1 tRNA gene is annotated in these 281 nt (G+C 44.1%); it reads right to left on the bottom strand.

The features are described 5' to 3' along the window. Positions 1-203: 203 nt before the first annotated feature. Positions 204-279, bottom strand: a tRNA-Glu gene (locus tag J9885_RS14965). Positions 280-281: the final 2 nt, after the last annotated feature.

The following is a 281-nucleotide window of genomic DNA, read 5'->3' as shown; positions in this document are numbered from 1 at the left end:
AGCCTGTTGTCGTACAACAAGGACCAAATAAAATTTGGTTTTCGCCAAGAAGTTTCCAAAGCACTTGTAACAAATGTTTGAGAACTACTTTTTAAATCAGCTTTCCAGATTGTTAAAGAGCATGTTTGCAACGGTCATTGACCGAAGAAAACAGAGTTAAGAATCAGTTCTTAACTCTGCATTCTTGTTAGCAAGAAGAGAAGTGGCGTCCCCTAGGGGATTCGAACCCCTGTTACCGCCGTGAAAGGGCGGTGTCCTAGGCCTCTAGACGAAGGGGACCC

The sequence above is a fragment of the Aeromonas sp. SrichE-2G genome (genome assembly GCF_017939565.1).
Lineage (GTDB): Bacteria > Pseudomonadota > Gammaproteobacteria > Enterobacterales > Aeromonadaceae > Aeromonas > Aeromonas taiwanensis.
This window is presented reverse-complemented; position numbering and strand designations above follow the sequence as displayed.